Source organism: Aquimarina algiphila (assembly GCF_947494415.1).
GTDB classification, from domain to species: Bacteria; Bacteroidota; Bacteroidia; order Flavobacteriales; family Flavobacteriaceae; genus Aquimarina; species Aquimarina algiphila.
On the sequence record NZ_CANLVC010000007.1, the window covers coordinates 678,539 to 697,351 of the forward strand.

The following is an 18,813-nucleotide window of genomic DNA, read 5'->3' on the forward strand; positions in this document are numbered from 1 at the left end:
GTATAGAGAAAAGGTTTGAAACTAAAGTATAATTTATTTCAAAATAATATCTTTGTATCCCTATGACAAGGACACTCACCAAACAAGAATTACATAATCTTGCAATGAATATTGTAGGAGAAGAATTAGAAAAAAGAGGATTTGAATTTATTGCTATAAATAGCAAATTAGGGAAGCATCCGCAATTTGTTTGTGTCGACCCATCTAATCAACGATATTTTGTTCTTGTTAAAGCAGTTTCTTATCCTGATAATCCTCATAACTATGACATGATCTGGATGGAATCATTTAAAAAACATGCAATAGAACAAGAAGCAAAGGTGTTTTATGCCGGAGTGGGGTTGCAAAATCCTGATAATCCTAATAAACCTGTATTACTAAATGAAGAATATGTTTTAGAATATGCCGGTCTGCAAGTAATAGAAACTCATCTGAACTGAGAAAGGTTATGATTAGAAAACTAAATGTTTTATTAGTACTCTTATTAGCTATTGTTTCATGTAAAAATGAAAAGAAATTAGAACTTAATTACACTAGTGGAAAAGCTTTTGGAACTACGTTCTCTGTTCAATTTATAGATCGACAAGAATTAGATTTCTCCCATTCTTATGATAGTCTTATATCAGTGATTAATGCTTCGATGTCTACCTATATTGATGATTCTGATATCTCCAGAATCAATAGTGGAGATACGACGGTTACTATTGATAAGCATTTTATAAATGTTTTTAAAGCGTCTAAGAGGTTATACGGCGAAACAGAAGGGGCTTTTGATCCTACTATTGGTGTTTTGGTAAACGCGTGGGATTTCGGGCCAAAAGGGAGAATAAAGTCGTTAGATAGCCTTAAAATAGATAGTTTGCTAGTATCTGTTGGTTTAGATAAGGTAACTTTGAAAAATGATAAGATCATAAAGAATAATCCCAATACATATATAGATTTTAATGCTTTAGCCAAAGGATATGCTGTTGATGTGTTTGCGAATTTTCTTGAAGATAAGGGGTTTAATAATTACTTGGTAGAGATAGGGGGCGAAATTAGAGGTAAAGGAAGTAATGTGATCAAACAAAAACCATGGAGAATAGGAGTGGAAGACCCTAATTTTGACGAAAAACAATCATATAGTAAGGTGGTCGCATTAAAAAATGAAGCTATGGCTACTTCTGGGAGTTACCGAAAATATAAGATAGATGAAAAAGGAAATCGGTACGCGCATATCATTAATACTACAACCGGGCATCCACATAAATCTAATCTGTTAAGTGTGTCTATATTGGCAACTACTTGCATGGAGGCAGATGCATATGCCACGGCGTTAATGTCGATGGGACTAGAACGTTCAAAAGAATTTTTGAAAAATCATCCAGAGCTCAAAACATATTTTATTTATGAAGATGAGAACAAGGAACTCCAAACGCTTTCTCTAAACGGTTTTCCAGAAGAGTAAGCTTTTTGATTAGACTTTGTGACTATTTTATAAACAGTATTATGCTGTGATAAAAAAAAGCCTTGCTTAGTTGGCAAGGCTTTGATGATTAGTTAGTAAATATTTTAAAATTTAATATCGCGTGTTTTTAATTTGTCTTTTATGGTGTCAATCAAATCATCCGTTTTAACATCAAACTTAAAGAATATAAAGTTTTGACCATTTAAACGTTCTTTATAAAGCCCTTTGTAGTCTACATAGGCCTTGGAGATAAAATCATAAGAAATATTAAGGTTTACATCTTCTCGGATAATAACAAACCTTTTGACAATCTGGTTTAGAACAGCAATGATAGGATTGAAAATAAAGCTAGTAATATGAATGCGATCCACTTTTAGAGTATTTACTTTTAATGTATTAGTTTTAGCATCAAAATTAAGCGGTATATGTAGATCGGCAGAAAGTCTTTTGTTAATTATTCTACGTCTTTTCCCAAAAAACTTTACATACCTTCTATATCTTATTTTACATCTAATTTCTATTTTAATTCTTGAAGAACCAGAGATTTTAATTCTTCTCAGCGAAAATCTATAAAGATTAATTTTTTGTCTTTTACTATAAATTTTAAACTCAGGAAATGAAGCAATAGTCTGACGAATCAATTTATCACTTAATCCAAGGTCGAAAAAAGGACTACGATCCGAATTGACTCCTATTTTTGCTTGAAAATATTTTCCGGGTTCTTGTTTAATGTCATTTAGCATATTTGTTATGGCACCAGCAAGTTCTCTTTGGTTATATTGTGTAGCTTTATTATTAGGATCAATAGCTGTCATGTTCTGAAACTGATCATTTAACTGCTTTTCAAATTCGACAGCATTTTTCATGTCATCTTCTTCAATAGATGTTAAAAGTTCTTCCTCTGTCATGCCGGTTTCTTGTAAATAGGTTTGATTAATACCATTTACAAACACGTCATTTTTAAACTCGTCTTCATCATCAGTTTCAGGTTCAATATTAGTAGTGTCAGGTTCGGTTAAAGTATTGTCATCAGTATTACATCCAATTAGTATTGTCAATGTTAAAAATAGTAATGGTAAATAAATTGATTTTTTCATTGTTTAGGTTTTAATTAGTTTATATTGATTTTTATGAATTCCTTACTAATAAATTTTGGAGATTAAATAATGAAAACCTTGGGGGAACACTTATATGTATTTAGTGTAGATTGACTTTTCAAAAGTATATCATAAAGTCAGAAAAGATGGATCAGATTATAAGTTGGAACCTCTTTTTATTCAATAAGACTTGTTTTGACTTTTATAACTTGTGTTTGAGAAGGATGTGTTGTCAGTAAAGAAGAAGAGGAATCTTTTAAAGTATTTGATACCTTATCTTTTCCGACGAAAAAAATAAAAAAGAATTATGGTTTATAACAAACCGGAAGAATTTCTCCTGGAGCGAGACAGAATTGAGTAACGTCGTCCTTGGATAATTTTTGGGTATAATCTACTTCATCTACTTTAAAACCGATAGCTCTTAGTTTTTCAAAATAATCCCTGCCATAAACTCTCACATGGTCATATTGGCCAAATATTTTAGCACGTTCTTGTGGGTCTGTGATACTATCGTCTTCAAAAGTAGTGGCTCTATTCAGATCTTGCGGTATCTGTAAAATAGCCATTCCGCCTGGTTTTAAAACTCTAAATAACTCTTTCATGGCTTTAGTGTCATCTGGGATATGTTCTAACACATGATTACAAAAGATAATATCATATTCGTTATCTTTAAAAGGAAGGTTGCAAATATCAGCTTTTACATCGGCTAATGGAGAATTAAGATCAGTAGTGGTATACTCAAGATGTTGTAATTTTCTGAACCTTTTATAAAATGCTTGTTCTGGAGCAAAGTGTAATACTTTTGATGTAGTAGTAAAAAAATCAGTCTCATTTTTAAGGTATAACCATAATAACCGATGACGTTCTAAGGATAGTGTTGAAGGAGAAAGGACATTTTCTCGTTGTTTACCATATCCATACGGTAAAAATTTAGAAAAACTCTTTCCATCTATTGGATCGGTATATGTTTTTCCTCTTAAAAATAGAGCAATAATAGGCCTGGCAATATAACTCAACCGAATTAAAAGTGGTCTGGGGATGGTGTTGAGTATAAATTTAAATAGCTTTTTCATAATTGATCGCACAAAACCCTATAAGAAACTCTGTGTAATTTTATAAAGAAAAAAGTGTATTACACGGTTAATACCTCTTGTCTAAAAGCATCTTCCTCATCAGATTCAATACCAAGAGCTTGATATATATATTTAAATGTAGAAAGAATTTCGGGTTTACCATCAATAAGAGCAACGTCATGTTCAAAATGAGCACTTGGTTTGCCATCTGCAGTTACAATCGTCCATCCATCTTCTAGCTGTTTTATTCTATGTGTTCCCATATTGATCATCGGTTCTATGGCGACAACCATACCTTCAATAAACTTTTTACCCTTACCACGACGACCATAATTTGGCATCTCAGGATCTTCATGTAATTTCTTCCCTAGTCCATGACCAACAAGTTCTCTAACAACTCCATAACCAAAGTCTTCAGTATATTTTTGAATAGCATATCCTACATCTCCAACACGATTTCCGAATTTAAATTCTGCAATTCCTTTGTATAAAGACTCTTTGGTAACTTTTAATAGTTGTTCTACTTCTGGCGGAACTTCACCTATAGTAAAAGTGTATGCATGATCTCCATAAAAATCATTTTTTATTGCTCCACAATCGATTGCTACGATGTCACCATTTTCAAGAGGTTTGTCAGTTGGTAATCCATGTACGACGGCTTCATTCACACTGGTAAGAAGAGTAGAAGGACAGCCATATAGACCTAAAAACCCCGGAGTTGCTCCCTGATCTCTGATAAACTCTTCTGCAATTTTATCCAATTGTGCAGTAGTAACTCCTGGTTTTAGCTCTGTCGCTAACATTCCTAAGGTTTTAGAAACAACCAATGCACTCTCTCTCATTAATTCTATCTCTTCACGTGTTTTCGTAATAATCATATAAGCTTGTAAAAAATTCACATTATAAGGAAGGCAAATTTACAAAGAATATTGGTTGTTAGGGGTAACCATAACCTCTATTTTAAGATTTGAGTAATTCAATAAGATGAGAGGGGGACTTTATACTGTTTTTAGAGTAAAAGATGTAGTTAATCCCACGCAAAAATTCAAGGGAAGTTTTTCTACTCCAAAAATGGCTCTAGAATGTGTGCCTTTTTCTTCTAATATTTTGACGAATAAATCAGAAGCACCATCAACTACAGCAGGAGATTTATCCCAATCTGTCCCGGATTGAAAATAAGCATCTATATGATTTAGTCCTTCGATTGCTTCAAAACCGATTTTATGATTTATTTGTGCTAAAACATTTAGAGCGCATAATTTCATAGCTTCATATCCTTGTTGCGTAGATATAGTATCTCCTAATCTTCCTTGATATAGATATTCTTGATTTAGTATAGGAAACTGAATAGCAACGTAGGCGATATTTCCTCTTCTGTTGACAGAGACGTATGACCCGCCAGGAATAGAAACTTCTGGAAGTACAAGCCCCATTTCTTTTAGCTTTGCTTTAGGATTCATATTACTAAGAGGTTTTATCTTTAGAAGCACGAATATACCACCACTAGAAAACCTACTACACTATTTTATAGGTAGTTTAACAAAGTTGACTTCAAAAATGTGAACTCTCCTTATTTTATGAGAGTGTTTTGTGTCATAGCATCTGGTTTGTCAACTCCCATGAGATGTAAAATGGTTGGAGCAATATCTCCCAAAACTCCATCTTTTACATCAATTTGATTGTGATCAATCAGAATAAAAGGAACCGGATTTGTAGTGTGGGCGGTATGAGGTGTTCCATCAGGATTAATCATCGTTTCACAATTGCCATGATCAGCAATCAGAATGGTAGAATATCCATTTTCCAAACCTGCAGTGATTACATCTTTTGCACATTTATCTACAACTTCACAAGCTTTAATAGCGGCTTCCATTACTCCTGTATGTCCTACCATATCACCATTAGCGAAGTTAAGACATACAAAATCCACATCTCCTTTTTGCAATTCGGGAACAAGAGCATCTCTAAGTTCATATGCGCTCATTTCTGGTTTAAGGTCGTATGTGGCTACCTTTGGAGAGTTTCTTAATATCCTGGATTCTCCTTCAAAAGGTTCTTCTTGTCCACCAGAAAAGAAAAAAGTAACGTGTGGATATTTTTCGGTCTCAGCAATTCGTATTTGAGATTTACCTGCCTTAGAAACAATTTCTCCCAGAGTTTCTGTAATATTATCTTTATTGTAAATAACCTTGATATCTTCAAAATTTTCATCATAGTTCGTCATAGTAACATAGTATAATGAAAGCTTATGAGTATTAAATTCATGCATGTCTTTTTGAGAAAGCATTTCTGTTAATTCACGGCCACGATCTGTTCTGAAATTAAAGAAAATCACAACATCATCCTCTTTTATAGTGGTTACTGGATTGCCATTTTTGTGCATGCTAATAGGCTTTATAAACTCATCAGTAACATCATTATCATAGCTTGCCTGAATACTTTCTATTGCATTTGTACTTGATTCTCCAGCCCCATTAACGACAAGGTCATAGGCTAGTTTAACACGTTCCCATCTTTTGTCTCTATCCATAGCATAGTATCTTCCTATAATAGATGCTAATTCACCTGTTGTTTTAGACATGTGATCCTGGATATCCTGTATATGGTTTATTCCTGATTTTGGATCAACATCTCTACCGTCTGTAAATGCATGAAGAAAAACATTTTTTAGTTTATGCGAATCTGCAGCGTCAAGTAAACCTTTGATATGATTGATATGAGAGTGAACTCCACCATCGCTTACTAAACCAAGTAAATGAATATTTTTATCATTTTCTTTTGCATATTGAAAAGCATCAGCTAAAACTGATTCATCTTTAAGTTTATTATTTTCGACAGCCATATTAATTTTGGCCAAATCCTGATATACAATTCTACCAGCCCCAAGGTTCATATGTCCAACTTCGCTATTACCCATTTGTCCATCAGGTAGCCCAACGTGAAGACCGTCAGTACGCAAAGATGCGTTAGGGTATGTTGTATATAAACTATCAATATATGGTGTGTTGGCATGATCTATTGCCGATACTTTTGGGTCAGGAGAAGTTCCCCATCCATCCAATATCATCAGGATTACTTTTTTGTCCATGGTATTTATACTCTTAATTAAAGTTTTGGTTGGTTAATGATGATTGAGCTAAAAAAGCCCAAAAATAAAGCAAAGAGACAAATTTACAACTTCGTTGATAAGCATGCAAAATGCATATGTTATTCCTGAGTGATTTAAACCTGTATTTAAGATTAACTATAGAGGAGTTTTTGTGAAACTATTAACGGATTTGTGTAGGCAAGGTTAAAAGTGAGTTATTCTTAAAATTAGAACCTTTTTTTTAGGAATAATATAATTCATTTGCAGTGTCAAAATTTGACATATCACAAATCAATAATGAACCTAAAAAAGTAAAAAAATGAAAAAGTTAATTGTTTTAATGTTATGTATGGTAGTTAGTTTTGCATTTGCAACCGATCCTGTGAAAAATGATAATGGATATAAGGTTAAAAAAACTGAAATTATTAGTGTTTCTCCGTTTTGTATTTCAATAGCCAAGGGTGATTATGAAATGGTGAAAAAAATGATTGAATTAGGCACAGAAGTTAATGAATATTCTGAGGGAATGACACCTCTTATGTATGCAGCTCGTTATAACAGACTTGAAATTATTAAACTTTTGGTGTCCAATGGTGCAAAAATTAATACAAAAAATGATAAAGGATTTAATGCACTTAAATATGCTGAACTATCTGGAGCAGTTGATGCTAAAAAACTTTTGTTAGAACTCAAAAAGAAGTAGCTTTTATAGAGTTATCTATATAGTAGTACTTAATCTGTTTACCTGGTATTTGTATATGCTTAGGTAAACAGATTTTGTTTTTAATAGAATTACTACCACTATCATAATGTTTTGTTATTTAATAATTTATATCCCAATGTTAAATATAATAGTGTTATTTTTGTTTGTATTACTTTTATAATATGATAGTAATACTTTTAATTCTTGAAATTTGCAATATCTATTTAATAAAAATAGTAGCTCATTTTCAATATAAATTAGGAGTGATTTGTTTGATTTGATAATCTCCCAGAAACTCTGCTTGTTAACATCAACAAGCAGAGTTTTTTATTTATTAAAAAGTAAATAATTTGAAATGTAATAGCATAATTTTTTGTTAGATGAAGGTTAAAATTATGTTATTTAATACAAAAGGGTGTAACAAGGTATAGTAAATAAGGTCATACATGTATAAGTCAATCATTAAATCGAATTCATTATGAAAAAAACAGTTTTTGTAGCCGTATTGGTTATGAGTATTACTTTTGTTGGTTTTGCAACAGAATCAATCGAGACTTCAGTTAGTCACGATTATGAACTAAACAACTATAAATCAAATCCATTTTGTATGGCTATAGTAAAAGGAGATGTAGAAGTTGTAAAAAAAATGATAGAACTTGGGAGTGATGTTAATGAAAAGTGGGATGGTATGACACCACTTATGTATGCTGCTCGCTATAATCGCGTAGAGATTATTAAAATCTTAGTGAAAAAAGGTGCAAATGTCAAAACCAAAGACCCCAAAGGTTATACGGCAATGAAATTTGCAAAATTATCTAACGCAAAAGAAGCGATAGCATTATTAGAAACATTAAAATAGGTACATAGCGTATCTATACTTTACGTAAACACTCTGTCTAATGTGTATTTAGACAGAGTTTTTTATTACCTGCTATATTCTAATATAGCTTCTCTGATTTTTTCTACACGATTATCTGGATCAGGATGTGTGCTTTGAAATTCTGGTGTGCGATTAGGTCCGGCAGCTGCTTTTAGAATTTTCATAACCCCAATCATTTCTTCTGGATTATATCCTGAATTAATCATAAATAACACTCCCAGTTTATCACTTTCTAGTTCATCATCACGTCCATTACCTAGCAATACATTTTGTCCTATACTATTTACAATTCCTCCCGCATCTGCACCTACAGAAGCTCCTGTCGAAATTGTTTTCCAAAATTCGTGCTCTGCTATTCTTTCTGCTGAGTGCCTTCCCAAGACATGACCAATCTCATGACCAAGTACGCCGGCAACCTGATCTTCATTCTCTAATTTGGATAATAGGGCATAGGTAATAAATATCTGACCTCCTGGTAGAGCAAATGCATTAATAGTATTGGGGTCGGCCAGTAAGTGAAATTCATATTGGTAAGGGGTTTGCTTAGCCATACTCGAATTCACTAATTTATTCCCGATCATATCGATATAACTTTGTAATTTTTGATCTGGGTATAGTCCACCATGTTGCTGAGTCATTTGTGGAGCACTTTGTAATCCTATAGAAATTTCTTGATCACTGGTCATATTTATATTTTGTACTCTATCAGTATAAGGATTTAGCGTTTTATTATTACATTTTTTAAAAAATGCAAAAGCAACAATTGCTAAACCTATTAATATTCTGAGTTTTAAGCCACCACGTCTCATTAGAAATTAATTTTTTTTAAAATGTCAAGCTTAAAGTTAATAAATATAAAAGTTGCTTACTAAATAAAATGTAAAAAACACTTTTTAGTAAGCAACTACTAGAGGTTAGATATCATTTACAACCAATATAAACGAAATTAGTGCTATCCTAGCATAGTTGAGTTAGCATAGTTTAGCGATAAAATAACTGAGTATAATAATATTTTCCGCTTTCATCTTTAATAGCGGCAATACCTGTGTGAGTATAATTTCCTTCTATGTTTTTTCGGTGTCCGTCACTACTTATCCAGGCATCAACTACACTTTTTGCATCTGGATAAAAATTAGCAACATTTTCTGCCATTCCTCTTGCATTCTCTTTTTCATTTAACACATCTCCTCTTGCATCAAAATTATCATGACTAATTTGACCCTGAGAAATCATATATCTAGTGTGATCAGCTGCTAATTCATCGGCAGTTTGATTTGAGGTCAATGCCGATAAGCCTTTTGTCGCACGATATTCGTTAACTAATCTTAATATTTCCTCGGTAATTGAAGTATTACTTGGAGTTCCATCCACTCCTGTAGGGTTTTCAACTCCCGTATTTTCATCAGGAGGAGTGCCATCATCATCAGAACAGGAAATGGCTATAGATAAAATAATAAATACAAATAAATATTTAATTGAAGAAATTTTCATAAGTGGGGCTTTTTTATTTAGAATAACTAAAATAGTATAAATTTAGTATATAACCCCTTATAATAATTCTGGATTTATATCCAGTATGTTTTCTTTAATGTATTGATTAATAAAGTTTTCTGTAAAAAAATCACTTCCTAATAACTTTACTTTTTTTAACTCTGATGCGATATCTACTTTTTGATATGCTTTTAGCATAGGAATGGATATTGGAGCATAAGAATAATGCCATGGTTCATATTTAAATCCTTTTCTGTCTTCTTTATCAGTATATACCAGATAAAAACCAAAAGAATTAGCATGTGTATCCATCCATTCTTTAAATTTACAAAAAGGACCTTCACTATCAAAATTCTTTGCTAAAAGCAAGCCTTTGGGTTGAGGTGGGTTACCATCTACGATATCTAAATCAGTACCCCAATGGTGTCTTGATGTTCCTGGTATTGTGGAGTACTCCACAATTTTTTTGATAGCGTTAATAGGAGATAATCCCTCTTGTGTAAACTTTTTATATTTGCGTTCCCATATGCGATTTTGATGAGCATAATTTCTATAACTGGAAACGACTTTAATTTTAAATCCACTTTTCAATGCTTCAGCTTTCATTTTTAAAAATGCATCATAGGCTTTCTTTTGCAGTTTATATCCATCTCCGTATAGAGAAGGATCGCTTTTACCCATTAAATCATCTTTAGAAAACTCTGACTGAAGCATAGAAAATGATGACAATGAAAACCCTATCATTCCTAAAGTGCTTAGACTAACAAAATCTCGTCTTTCCATTGACATTATAATTTATAATGGTATTCTCTTTAATTATAATTTATTCAAGAATTCCATCTACAATTCCATACTCTAAGGATTCTTGAGCATCCATCCAGTAATCTCGATTAAAATCTTTTAATACTTTTTCTATGTCCTGGCCACAGTTGTCTGCTAGAATCTGTGCGCTTAATTCTTTTGTTTTAAGAATTTCTGCAGCTTGTATTTCTATGTTAGAAGCTTGACCTCTTGCACCACCACTAGGTTGATGAATCATTACTTTTGCATGAGGTTGTATAAATCTTCTTCCTTTTGCTCCTACACTTAATAGAATAGAGCCCATTGATGCTGCTAGGCCTGTGCAAATAGTAGATACAGGGCTTTTAAGACTTTTTATAGTGTCATACATGGCAAATCCTGAAGTAACATATCCTCCTGGACTATTAATATAAAGTTTAATTTCTTTATCACTGATCATATCCAGATACATCAATCTATCGATAACATGCTTTGCAGATTTATCATCCACTTGACCCCAAAGAAAAACACTACGTTCTTCTAAGAATTTTTTATCAATAAGATCTTGAGTTTTTCCTGATTTTTCTTTCATTTTTATGGTTTTAATTTTTAAAGAAAGACAAAAAAATAAAATAATTTGATGGTATTAATAAAATTACCGTATTCTATATTTTTTAAGAATTCTTTACATCTTCGAGATAAATGTATAATTATTTTTGCAGAAAAGCATCATATGAATTTAGCATTTCACAAAATTTTAAAAGAGGACTTTAGTCAAGCTCTTCCTCTTATTCAAAAACTAATGAATAATCAATTCACAGATGAAGTGTTATTAGGAAGATTTAATGAAATGTTTGATCAGAATTATGAATGTTTTGGTGTATACTCTGATGAAAAGTTAATAGGAGTTTTTGGATTGTGGTTTATGACAAGGCACTATGCAGGTCGTTCTTGTGAACCAGATCATGTGTATGTAGATGATCACTATAGAAATCAAGGAATAGGGAAGAAGGTGTTTGATTGGATTTATGCTTATGCGAAAAATAAAGGTTGCGAAACCTCAGAATTAAATAGCTATGTTACAAATTACCCTTCTCATAAATTTTATCTGAATGAAGGTTATGAGATTTGGGCGCATCACTTTGTGAAAAAATTGTAGTTTTTATATGATGAAGAATATTGAGGTTAATGTAAAGTAATAGGTATTCAATCTTGATTTTTAAGTCAAAGATTTATTCATTAATATATAAATAACCAGCACGATCTTTTTCTCCATCAATTTTAAGGACATAATAATATGTACCTACCGGAAGTTTTTCACCTTTGGCAATAGTCGCTCTTCCTTCAGAAATACCGGCAAAACCATCTGAATTGGTTTGTGCTTCATGATATTGTTCTCTTTGGTATACTAAAACTCCCCATCGATTATATACGAATAGTTCATTATTAGTTTCTCCAAGACCATCAATTCTAAAGAAATCGTTGTCTCCATCACCATTTGGAGAAACTGCAGTGTATATCTCTAAGTCTCCGTCCAACAGCATATCAGATGTCCCAAAAGTAAGAACAGTATAATTGTCAGGAATCATAAGTTCAGAAGTAATTTCACCTGTGTTTAGATCTCCAGATACTGTAGAATTTCCAAGATTTACCCACTGTCTTAAATTTGAGTCCCATCCAACTACTCTTAAATTATTGATATCATCTACAAGTGTTGGAATGTTGCTATTGTCATCCCAGGTTAGTGTAACTCGTGTTTCTATATCTCCATCAAGATCCCAAAACTCAAAACTACTTACTCCAAATAATAAGTTATCAAAACTATTGGTGTTGAAGCTTGTTGGGAAGAAATTAGGGGAATTTGGATCTTCAAAATAATATGCTCCTCTTGCTGTATTTGTAGCTGCTTGACTTTCTATACGCATAGGTCGTAGTCTGAAATCATCTCCAATAGGAAATGTAAAATCTAATACTCCGGTAATAGAAGCATATCCATCTACATAACGATCATCATTTTCACCTAAATACGGTGCATCATTAATGTAATCTAAAGAAACATTACGCCTATCTCTTGGTGTTTGAACTCTCCCTGTAGTAAACTCTTGAAAATTAGTTACTGCTACTGCAACTTCAAGTTGTAGGTCATCTCTTACGTCAACTTCCATATCGTAAAAAGTAGGCCTGTTATTTCCAGAAACAGTTAAGTCGCCAGATGTATTGTAAAAACCAACCATGCCACCATCGTTTTCATCAAAAGTACCATCATTTATTAGATCGGTATGAAAACCAACTTCTGCATCAGTATGTGTTTGTAGATTTCCATAGTTGTGAAATGCTTGTTGTCCTATTGTTGTGTAGGTCAGGAAGAATGCGATTATGTAGATTATTTTTTTCAAAGTATATAGGGGTATTACGATAATTACGGTTAAACAGTAATTAATAGGTGGTAAATATACTCAAATACTTACATTTGACAATGGTTTTTTTCGATAAAAATCAATTATCTATCGATAAAATGCATTTTTAGTTCGATTAAGTGCAGGTGTGCTTGGGTAATTAGGAGTTGTTTTTGACATATGTGTTATTTTTATGGGGTATAATTATTTAACGATATTAATGTGATTTTATTGGTCTCATAGTTTATAAAAACTTACACATCCACATGCTGGACCTGTACCTTGGGGTGAAGGTGCAGCTCCAGAGCCGGATATTATGGTGTTTTGAAATGCACCCAAAGCCATTGTACTTGTAAATAGATAGTTAAATGTTCCGTCTCCATTATCTGTTGTAATTAAAGTATGGTTACCAAGGTTTAATCCTGGAATACTAGCATAAGGAACATTTTGTATATATATTTCATAGTTAAATGGTGTAGCTGTTGTATTTTGGACCTGTAATTGATATGGGCTAAACGCGCTATTTTGTCCATCATCAAAATTGTTGATGGATAGGTCAGTTGTAAGCGTTCCTGTTGGTACAGAGCTTGTCGTTGTTGAGCCTCTATTTACTCTATATGTTATTCTTCTATTGGTAATAACACTTCTAATAACTACATTTAGTATTCCTGTAGTTGTTCCAGCTAAAGGAATGTTTTGATCATTTGTAATATCTCCAGATGATACAGTATTGCTAAGACTACCAGCCTGGGTGCCAATTACATCAAATGTAAAAGTACAGGTGTTTCCTGCAGGTAGATTAACACCAGAAATAGAAAAGTTGTCAGAACCTGAAACAGCGGTTATAGTTCCACCACAGGATGAGGTTCCGTCTGGAGAAGTAGATATTGTCATTCCCGAAGGTAAATTATCTGTAAGTGATAAATTTGTAAGATCTACTCCTGTAGCAGGGTTTTCTAATGTTATAGTAACTGTTGACTCCTCACCATAACCAATTGTAGCAGGAGAAAAGTTTTTACTGGCAACCGCCGGGAAAGCTACTTCTGTAGATACTGCAAAAACCCCACCCCATATACCTTCACTAGCACTACCCAAGTCTACATTTAAAGTTGTTGCATTGTTAGGAACAAAACCGGTAGCGTCAAAAATATCTGCATCTATTCCCCAGTTAAAACTTTGGTTAGGATTTCTACCACCAACATCAACACCAAATTTGGATATGGTACTATTTAGGGTATTGTTTGCAGGGTTTAAGGCATTAGAAAGAGTATTTCCGTTGATGGCAACAAAATCTCCAGTAAATCCTCCAGAATCTCCGTCCATCCCAAAATAACCTGCATCGGTATCAAAAGCACCGGTAGAAGGTGTTAATAAACCAGTAACAGTAAAGGAATCATTGGCTCCAAATCCAAAAAAGTCAAAACCATCCCATATGCTTACACTTCGTGTGATGTCTGAAGGGTCTTCGTATATAATTACCATTGTCCATCCTCCAAAAGGTCCTGTGAAGGCACTACCGGTTATTAATGGGATATCTGCAACGGTATAAGATCCTGATCCTGATGTCTGTACTATGGAAGTCACATCTGCAAATGACATAAATGTATTCCAGCCTGCGAATGAGCCGGTTTCTATATTTGTTAAATTGGCATTAACCGCAGTGTAAGTTCCTGCACCTGGTTCTCTAAATTGTACTTGTTGTAAACTTAAAGAAGGATCTGGGTTTGTTATTCCACCAAAAGTAGAATTATATGAACCACCCCAATACAATCCTGCCCATGCTACAGTTGCTCCTGGGGGTAATGTAAGATTTGCGCTACTTGAGTTTATAGTTGTTCCGTCTATACTGGCATACCCCATAACTACAGAGGGGTTGTTAGATGTAGGGGTTCCAGGACAGTTGGCTGTACAAATAAGATTTGTATTTCCGATCATATCAAAATTACCTCTTACATTGATTGTAATTCGTTCTTCATAAGGTCTCGGGTTTTCTATTTCAACATCAACAATAGTACCTATTCCCTGATCTGTAATATCAACTAAAGGATTACTTACGCTAGTAAAATTAATGAAATAGGTTTCATTTCCTTCTACACTGATATCATCCAAAATAGTAACTGTAATGGATTCTGTATCTCCACTAGTTCCAGAAAAATTCAATGTTCCGGTATTTGTTGTATAATCACTTCCCGCTGTAGCGGTATTATTGGCTGTTGTAAAACTTACAGCAAAAGGTCCTGTCGTATCGGGGCCAACATGAGTAACTGTAAATGTTGCAGTACCAGCATTTTCATTAACAGAGATGTTGTCAATGCTAATTGCTGCATCATTATCTTCAATTGTACCTTCTCCTTGATTATCACTTGTTGTTACTAGTGGATTGCTTACTGTACCTAAATTAACAAAGAAGTTGTGATTTCCTTCGATATCAGTATCGTCCACTATTGGTATTGTTATTTGTTGTGTTTCATTAATATTACCGGCAAAATTAATAGGAGAAGGGGTTGCTCCAACAGTAGTGTAATCGGCTGGGTTAGTTGCAGAACCATTAACAAGCGTATAGGGCACAGAAAATCCTCCTGCTACATTTGCTCCTGATAACGTAATGGTAAAAGTTGCTGTTCCATCTCCTTCATTAACAGTAACATCATTTATTGCTATAGAGGCATTGTCATCATCATTAATTGTAATTTCTCCTTGTCCATCAGATATAGTTATAGAAGGATCGCCCACAATAGTACCAAGGTTTACAAAAAAACTTTCAGTGGCTTCTGCAAAATTATCATCGACAATAGGGATAGGAACCGTTAAAGTTTGATTTTCAGGACTGGTACCAGAAAAGGCTATAGTTGAACTTGTAGCTGTATAATCAGCAGGTGTATTGGCTGAATTATTGGCCGTTGAATATGCTACCGTAAAAGCTCCAACAGCATTTCCACCAGAGTGACTAACGGTGAGGTCAGCAGTACCTGCATTTTCGTTTACAGTGATATCTGATATAGCTAATTGTGGAGTAGTAGCACTACATGAAATTGTAGCTTCCCATCCAGAGAAGTTGAATATAAAATCCGAAGTAAATCTAAACGTTAGGCATCCAGTAGTAGAAGATATTGTAGTTCCATTGGGAGAATTTCCATTGTCAAAAATTCCGATGAGCGGACTTGCTGTTGAAGCTCCATCAAAGATCCTAAGAAAATCAAAATTATCCTCTACGTTAAATTGAGTAAATGTAATACTAACATTTGCTCCAACCACATCTGGACAAATAGTATATGTAATATCTTCAAAATTACTGTAATTCCCATTTGTTCCTCCAGAATCAACAAAGGTACCACTACAAGTATTTACAGTAGTTCCGTTAGAAATCATAAAAAGATTAGTTTCTATAGATAAATTATCTATAAAAACAAACTCTCCTGCTTCCCAATCTCCAAAATTCCAAGTGCTTAAGTTTATAAACCTGATTGTGGTAGTTGCAGATAAAAACGCAGAAATATCTGCACTGAAGCTATTGGTTTGATTTCCAGCTAAATTTCCAATGGTGGTAAAATTTACTCCATCAGAAGATATTTGAACAGTTAGTAGTTCACTAGATGTTGATCCTCCTGATCCATCCAGACCAACCGTTTGCCAATCAAAAGATAAAATAGCACTTGAAGCACTAGATAGATCTGCACTTCGAATAATTTGCTGAGAGTTTCTAGTTATATCTTCAAACCGAAGCCTGCCTCCAGTTATACGAATTCGTCCGGAATTAACGCTACCGTTATCTGTTTCAACCCAATTTGTAGCCCAATTTTGAGTTCCATTATTATTGGCATAAGAAACTGTTCCAAAATTATCGACATATGTATCTTGACCAAAAGAAGTGCTAATTGGTAAAATAACCAATAGAACCAGTTTAATCAGATATGATTTATTAAATATAAACTTCATATTATATTATCAGCAGATTACGGTCTTGGTGTTTTAACAACGAATACTACATTAATTAATGCATTAAAATCTGCAGGGGTATTGACAATACTATAACTCATATTTCCATTAGCATCGATCGAAATTGTTGTTGGACTTCCAAAAACAAAACTATCGGCAAATGTTACATAATAATATAATTCATCTCTGTCGTACGTTGGTATGGTAGGCGCAGTTGGATCACTAGCAGCTACTGGAGAACCAAATTGATCTAAGTATTGTTGGTATAAATCAATAGGTGTTTTTACACCAGTAGAAGAAGCATCTACAGCGATTGATGGAGGATAAAAGATTCTTGCTGCTTTAGAAACTATAGGAGCAATATCTTGTATTACATCCTCTACGGTAGTTTCAACATCTCCATCACCATCAACATCTACAGGGTTGTCAGAGTCTACTTCAGAGGCTGTTTGATCATCGGTTGAAGGATCACCTTGAGGTCCAGTAGCACCCGTTGGCCCTTGCGCTCCTGTTGCTCCAGTGGAGCCAGTTGGTCCTTGTGGTCCAGTTAGTCCGATTGGACCTGTAGCACCCGTTGGTCCTTGCGCTCCAGTTAGTCCAGTTGGTCCTGTATTACCAGTCGGTCCTTGCGCTCCGGTTGCTCCAGTAGCACCAGTTGGCCCTTGTGCTCCGGTTGCTCCAGTGGCACCTGTATTTCCTGTTGGTCCCTGTGCACCGGTTGCTCCAGTGGCACCTGTCGGTCCTTGCGCTCCTGTTGCTCCAGTAGCACCAGTTGGTCCTTGCGCACCTGTATTACCTGTTGGTCCTTGCGCTCCGGTTGCTCCAGTAGCACCTGTAGGTCCTTGTGCTCCGGTTGCTCCAGTAGCACCTGTCGGCCCTTGCGCACCAGTTGCTCCAGTGGCACCTGTAGGTCCTTGCGCTCCGGTTGCTCCAGTAGCACCAGTTGGCCCTTGTGCTCCGGTTGCTCCAGTTGGTCCCTGTGCACCAGTTGCTCCAGTGGCACCTGTTGGTCCTTGCGCTCCGGTTGCTCCAGTAGCACCTGTATTTCCTGTCGGTCCTTGTGCACCGGTTGGTCCTTGCGCTCCTGTTGCTCCAGTAGCACCTGTCGGTCCTTGTGCACCGGTTGCTCCAGTGGCACCAGTTGGTCCTTGTGCACCGGTTGCTCCAGTAGCACCTGTTGGTCCCTGTGCACCGGTTGCTCCAGTGGCACCTGTTGGTCCTTGTGCTCCAGTAGCACCAGTATTTCCTGTAGGTCCTTGCGCTCCGGTTGCTCCAGTGGCACCAGTTGGTCCTTGCGCTCCAGTAGCACCTGTATTACCTGTTGGTCCTTGTGCTCCGGTTGCTCCAGTGGCACCAGTTGGTCCTTGCGCTCCAGTAGCACCTGTATTTCCTGTTGGTCCTTGTGCTCCGGTTGCTCCAGTGGCACCTGTCGGTCCTTGCGCTCCAGTAGCACCTGTATTACCTGTTGGTCCTTGTGCTCCGGTAGCTCCAGTGGCACCTGTCGGTCCTTGTGCTCCGGTTGCTCCAGTAGCACCAGTTGGTCCTTGTGCACCTGTATTACCTGTTGGTCCCTGTGCACCGGTTGCTCCAGTAGCACCTGTTGGTCCTTGTGCTCCAGTGGCACCTGTCGGTCCTTGTGCACCTGTATTTCCTGTTGGTCCTTGTGCTCCGGTTGCTCCAGTGGCACCTGTCGGTCCTTGCGCTCCAGTAGCACCTGTATTTCCTGTCGGTCCTTGTGCACCAGTTGCTCCAGTAGCACCTGTATTACCTGTTGGTCCTTGTGCTCCGGTAGCTCCAGTGGCACCTGTCGGTCCTTGTGCTCCAGTGGCACCTGTCGGTCCTTGTGCACCTGTATTACCTGTTGGTCCTTGTGCTCCGGTAGCTCCAGTGGCACCTGTCGGTCCTTGTGCTCCAGTGGCACC

Annotated in this window: 17 protein-coding genes; 5 read left to right on the forward strand and 12 right to left on the reverse strand. The window is 35.5% G+C overall.

Features of this window, described 5'->3' with window-relative positions:
* Positions 1-62: 62 nt before the first annotated feature.
* Positions 63-440, forward strand: coding sequence for a Na(+)-translocating NADH-quinone reductase subunit F (locus PQF96_RS17565; protein ID WP_109438692.1), 378 nt, complete (start codon positions 63-65; stop codon positions 438-440).
* A gap of 8 nt (positions 441-448) precedes the next feature.
* A complete protein-coding gene (locus tag PQF96_RS17570; RefSeq protein WP_109438691.1) occupies positions 449-1,447 on the forward strand; it encodes an FAD:protein FMN transferase in 999 nt (332 codons plus the stop codon).
* Positions 1,448-1,551: 104 nt separating this feature from the next.
* On the opposite strand, the gene PQF96_RS17575 is transcribed toward PQF96_RS17570, so the two are convergent.
* The 5 genes from PQF96_RS17575 to gpmI form a co-directional block, all read right to left on the reverse strand.
* On the reverse strand, positions 1,552-2,544 hold the full coding sequence (locus tag PQF96_RS17575) for a hypothetical protein (protein ID WP_271767631.1): 993 nt from the start codon (positions 2,542-2,544) through the stop codon (positions 1,552-1,554).
* 305 nt (positions 2,545-2,849) lie between these two features.
* Complete coding sequence (locus tag PQF96_RS17580; RefSeq protein ID WP_271767632.1) at positions 2,850-3,617, reverse strand: class I SAM-dependent methyltransferase; 768 nt, start codon at positions 3,615-3,617, stop codon at positions 2,850-2,852.
* A 59-nt stretch (positions 3,618-3,676) separates the two neighbouring features.
* On the reverse strand, positions 3,677-4,495 hold the full coding sequence (gene map / locus PQF96_RS17585) for a type I methionyl aminopeptidase (protein WP_109438688.1): 819 nt from the start codon (positions 4,493-4,495) through the stop codon (positions 3,677-3,679).
* A 120-nt stretch (positions 4,496-4,615) separates the two neighbouring features.
* Positions 4,616-5,077, reverse strand: coding sequence for a RidA family protein (locus tag PQF96_RS17590; protein ID WP_109438687.1), 462 nt, complete (start codon positions 5,075-5,077; stop codon positions 4,616-4,618).
* Positions 5,078-5,187: 110 nt separating this feature from the next.
* Complete coding sequence (gene gpmI / locus PQF96_RS17595) at positions 5,188-6,705, reverse strand: 2,3-bisphosphoglycerate-independent phosphoglycerate mutase (protein ID WP_271767633.1); 1,518 nt, start codon at positions 6,703-6,705, stop codon at positions 5,188-5,190.
* Between the two features lie 319 nt (positions 6,706-7,024).
* On the opposite strand from gpmI, the gene PQF96_RS17600 reads away from it, so the two are divergent.
* Together PQF96_RS17600 and PQF96_RS17605 are read left to right on the forward strand one after the other, a co-directional pair.
* Positions 7,025-7,408 (forward strand): ankyrin repeat domain-containing protein, encoded by a 384-nt coding sequence (locus PQF96_RS17600; RefSeq protein WP_271767634.1) that lies wholly within the window; start codon positions 7,025-7,027, stop codon positions 7,406-7,408.
* Positions 7,409-7,886: 478 nt separating this feature from the next.
* Positions 7,887-8,267 carry an ankyrin repeat domain-containing protein gene (locus PQF96_RS17605; protein WP_271767635.1) on the forward strand — a complete coding sequence of 127 codons (381 nt, stop codon included), beginning with the start codon at positions 7,887-7,889 and terminating at the stop codon, positions 8,265-8,267.
* Between the two features lie 65 nt (positions 8,268-8,332).
* On the opposite strand, the gene PQF96_RS17610 is transcribed toward PQF96_RS17605, so the two are convergent.
* The 4 genes from PQF96_RS17610 to PQF96_RS17625 form a co-directional block, all read right to left on the reverse strand.
* Complete coding sequence (locus PQF96_RS17610; RefSeq protein WP_109438683.1) at positions 8,333-9,097, reverse strand: M48 family metalloprotease; 765 nt, start codon at positions 9,095-9,097, stop codon at positions 8,333-8,335.
* Positions 9,098-9,269: 172 nt separating this feature from the next.
* Complete coding sequence (locus PQF96_RS17615) at positions 9,270-9,779, reverse strand: CAP domain-containing protein (RefSeq protein ID WP_271767636.1); 510 nt, start codon at positions 9,777-9,779, stop codon at positions 9,270-9,272.
* A gap of 57 nt (positions 9,780-9,836) precedes the next feature.
* Positions 9,837-10,562, reverse strand: coding sequence for a M15 family metallopeptidase (locus tag PQF96_RS17620; protein ID WP_109438681.1), 726 nt, complete (start codon positions 10,560-10,562; stop codon positions 9,837-9,839).
* Between the two features lie 40 nt (positions 10,563-10,602).
* Positions 10,603-11,166 (reverse strand): ClpP family protease, encoded by a 564-nt coding sequence (locus tag PQF96_RS17625; RefSeq protein ID WP_408629612.1) that lies wholly within the window; start codon positions 11,164-11,166, stop codon positions 10,603-10,605.
* Positions 11,167-11,292: 126 nt separating this feature from the next.
* Between PQF96_RS17625 and PQF96_RS17630 the strand changes: the two genes are divergently transcribed.
* On the forward strand, positions 11,293-11,718 hold the full coding sequence (locus PQF96_RS17630; protein WP_271767637.1) for a GNAT family N-acetyltransferase: 426 nt from the start codon (positions 11,293-11,295) through the stop codon (positions 11,716-11,718).
* Positions 11,719-11,791: 73 nt separating this feature from the next.
* Here PQF96_RS17630 and PQF96_RS17635 read toward each other — a convergent pair whose 3' ends face one another.
* The 3 genes from PQF96_RS17635 to PQF96_RS17645 all read right to left on the reverse strand — a co-directional run.
* Positions 11,792-12,955, reverse strand: coding sequence for a gliding motility-associated C-terminal domain-containing protein (locus tag PQF96_RS17635; protein WP_271767638.1), 1,164 nt, complete (start codon positions 12,953-12,955; stop codon positions 11,792-11,794).
* A gap of 237 nt (positions 12,956-13,192) precedes the next feature.
* On the reverse strand, positions 13,193-16,891 hold the full coding sequence (locus tag PQF96_RS17640; protein ID WP_271767639.1) for a beta strand repeat-containing protein: 3,699 nt from the start codon (positions 16,889-16,891) through the stop codon (positions 13,193-13,195).
* Positions 16,892-16,908: 17 nt separating this feature from the next.
* On the reverse strand, positions 16,909-18,813 hold a 1,905-nt coding region (locus tag PQF96_RS17645; RefSeq protein ID WP_271767640.1), incomplete at its 5' end, for a hypothetical protein.